The organism is Anaerorhabdus sp. (assembly GCF_036637135.1).
In the GTDB taxonomy this organism is placed as follows: Bacteria; Bacillota_I; Bacilli_A; order Erysipelotrichales; family Erysipelotrichaceae; genus Anaerorhabdus.
On the sequence record NZ_JAVWNC010000105.1, the window covers coordinates 1 to 3,298 of the forward strand.

Sequence of the window (3,298 nt, forward strand, 5' to 3'; positions counted from 1 at the left end):
TCTAGTATTTCAAATCCATAGTCTTTGTATTTTTCATATAGTTCTTCTAGTTCCTTGTATTGTGGTGTAAATCCACATTTTGTTGCAGTGTTTACAATCAGTAACACATGTCCTTTGTACTCACTTAATGGTTTACTTTCACCATTTGCTTTTAATACTTCAAAATTATATATCGTCATGATTATTCTCCTTTGAAAGTTTTATTAACTTTACAATTCAATCATAGCAACAACATTTAAAACTTTCAAAACATATGATATTTAAATTATTAAGAATTTTATAAGCATTCAGTGATACTTTGTACTATTATTTCTTTCTTTAATTTTCTAGATTGAATCTATTTATACTCCAACTATTTAGAACGTTGTTGCTAATCTTGATTATCAATAAAATGGTTTAATACATATTTAGAAAGAAGTTTGTTATCAGTCGAATTTATTTGTTACAATATACATAACACAAAAGGAGTTTAAGATGAAAAAAATAATTATTTTATTCTTACTGCTTGTTTCCTTAGTTTACCCTCAAAATATTTATGCAAATATGGCTGCTCCAGAAGAGTCAGATGTTGGTACCTCAATTACATTTGAAAACAATGATGACTTGTCTGTAGTTAATGAAGTATTAGATATCACCGTAAAGGGTGATCAAGCAAATATTATCGCAACTTACAAAATGCGAAATATGACCTCTAATGTTATATCTACACTATCCATGTTTTTATCACCCAATGTAGAAAATGCAAATGTCCAAGTATCACAAAACAATATCCCTGTTGAATTTACTGTCGAACATTATGCACTCAATTACACAACTGAGATAGACACAAATGATTGGCAATATGTTGTTCTTACAGATCCATCTATTGCTGATACTAATGAAAAGAATGTAGATGCAATTTCATTCCAATTAAACTTTGAACCCCATGAAGAATCTTTGATTGTCGTTTCCTATACTTATCAACTCGGTGGATATCCTAACTATCCTTATCATGCTAAAAGAGGTGAGATAGAATATTACTTATCACCCGCGGCTTTGTGGAAAGATTTTAAAGACTTAACTATTAATTTATACCTTGATTCAGAAATGCCGATTATCAAAAGTAGTAATTTAGAATTTACTAAAATTTCTGAACGTTATTATCAATATAAATCAGACACTTTACCTAGTGAGAATTTGAAAATTGTTATTGATGAAAACTGGATACAGAGTATAATAAGTTCACTTCGAAACCCCTATTCCTATATACTACTAATTCCTATAATAGGAATACTTGCAATCATTTTTGTAATCATCGTTACTATCTATTTATACCGTAAGTCAAAGCGCAACAAATAATTTTATACAATAAAGCACCATAGAATAGAAACTTCTATGGTGCTTATTTTATTATAGTAATTCTTTAATCTTTTCTTCTACAACAGCTAAATCTTCAGTTGGTTCAAAGCGTTCCACAACATTTCCATCACGATCAATTAGGAATTTTGTAAAGTTCCATTTGATTTCAGGACTTTCTTTGTATTTAGGATTTACCTTCATTAAGATTTCTTCTAGTTTTGCAGTAATCTTATGTTTTGGATTAAATCCTGCGAATCCTTTTTCATGTTTTAGATATTTATATAATTCTTCCGCATTTTCACCATTAACTTCAATCTTCGCAAAACGTGGGAATGTAGTTCCATAATTTAGTGAACAGAATTCTTGTATCTCTTCATCTGTTCCAGGTGCTTGATTATGGAATTGATTACAAGGGAAGTCCAAAATTTCTAATCCTAGATCATGGTATTTTTTATAGATTGCTTCTAACTCTTCATATTGTGGTGTAAATCCACACTTAGTTGCAGTATTCACAATCAATAATACTTTTCCTTCATATTGCCCTATTGAAATTGTTTCACCCTTTGGGGTCATAACATTAAATTCATAAATCTTCATATTTTCCTCCATGTTAAGAAAACTCTTAACTTATAATCTAATCCTAACAAGGAAGTTTAGTTTATTCAAAAGATATGCTTCTTACTACAATGTATCAATTCCTAAGAATTGTTTAGCAAGGAGTCCTATCACAAATGAGATTGCAGCTACTGATAATGATATGATTGCCATCTCCAAGAATCTTCTTACAAATGGTTCATCTTTCGCTACTGATATATAGTAGTTAAAGAAAAGAATAATAAAGAGTACTGTAGCAATCATACAACCAAATGCTGCTGCGTACATATGTGATGGTAAAATCAAATATGGTAATACCATAAGCCCTACTGCAACGATGTAAGCTACTCCTGTATAAAAACTTGATTTCAATGCATTTTCATTTCCATTTGCTCTTTCTGCAAGATAGTTTGATGCAGCCATAGATAAGGTTGCTGATATTCCTGTAATGATTCCTGTCATCGCAACAAGCTTTGTATTTTGTAATGCAAATGTTACCCCTGCAATGGCTCCAGTTAATTCTACTAAAGCATCATTCAACCCAAGTACTATTGCTCCAACATAATGTAGTCTTTCCTCATCAAGCATTGCATATAATTCTTTTTCATGACGTCGTTCATCTTCAACAATTCGAGCAGTTTGTGTAAATTCTTTATTTAACATTTCATACCCATCTATTGTAAGTTGCTCACTCTTTTGCATTTTCTTTACCATGAAAGTAAATCCCAATAAAACAGTGACACATTTCATAAAAAATATTTTAATTGGATTTGGTTTCATCGTTTCATTGGAAATAGATTCCCAAACTTTCGCATGCATTTTTTCATCATTAGACATTTTTTCAAGAATTGTTTTATTTTTTTCATCCTTTTGTCTTTTTGCCATAAAGGCATACATGATAACGCCTTCTTCTTCATCTAATTGTGATGATTTTACTAGTTTCATTATTTCTTGTTTAATTTCTGTCATTGTAATCCTCCATTATTAGTACGTAGTATTATTATATCTTTTTACTTCTAACCATTCAAATCATATACCACATCGTGTATGATATCTAGTATACAAAGGAGAAGTTTATTTTGAAACATACATTAGAAGAATACAATGCTGCAATCTTTGCCATCACTTCATCCTTACGTAAAAGTGAAAAAGCTATCCTAAAACTAAAAGAAGGTACATTTCAATATCGTTTATTAACTCAAGGTATTCAATCTTATCATATTGCACTTAACTTAATAGATCATGAAATAAATCAAACTAAACTCAATCTTTATTCTCTAAATGATTTACTTTCTGCCATTGAGTTTTATACAACTACCATTCAACGTGTTTTAAAAGTAATGCCAAAATTCAAAGAAGGAACTTC

General features: G+C 30.0%; 4 protein-coding genes and 1 pseudogene. 2 read left to right on the top strand and 3 right to left on the bottom strand.

From position 1 onward, the window contains the following. A pseudogene (locus tag RR643_RS11420) lies at positions 1-179 on the bottom strand (glutathione peroxidase); the annotation flags it as partial. Between the two features lie 295 nt (positions 180-474). Between RR643_RS11420 and RR643_RS11425 the strand changes: the two are divergent. Then, positions 475-1,338: a hypothetical protein gene (locus RR643_RS11425; RefSeq protein ID WP_332483297.1), complete on the top strand. Its 864-nt coding sequence runs from the start codon at positions 475-477 to the stop codon at positions 1,336-1,338. 51 nt (positions 1,339-1,389) lie between these two features. Here the strand turns inward: RR643_RS11425 and RR643_RS11430 are convergent, their stop codons facing one another. Next, on the bottom strand, positions 1,390-1,935 hold the full coding sequence (locus RR643_RS11430) for a glutathione peroxidase (RefSeq protein WP_332470175.1): 546 nt from the start codon (positions 1,933-1,935) through the stop codon (positions 1,390-1,392). An 84-nt stretch (positions 1,936-2,019) separates the two neighbouring features. Further along, a complete protein-coding gene (locus RR643_RS11435; RefSeq protein WP_332470174.1) occupies positions 2,020-2,901 on the bottom strand; it encodes a VIT1/CCC1 transporter family protein in 882 nt (293 codons plus the stop codon). A gap of 110 nt (positions 2,902-3,011) precedes the next feature. Between RR643_RS11435 and RR643_RS11440 the strand changes: the two genes are divergently transcribed. After that, positions 3,012-3,298: hypothetical protein (locus RR643_RS11440; protein WP_332483298.1), on the top strand; the 287-nt coding region annotated here is incomplete at its 3' end.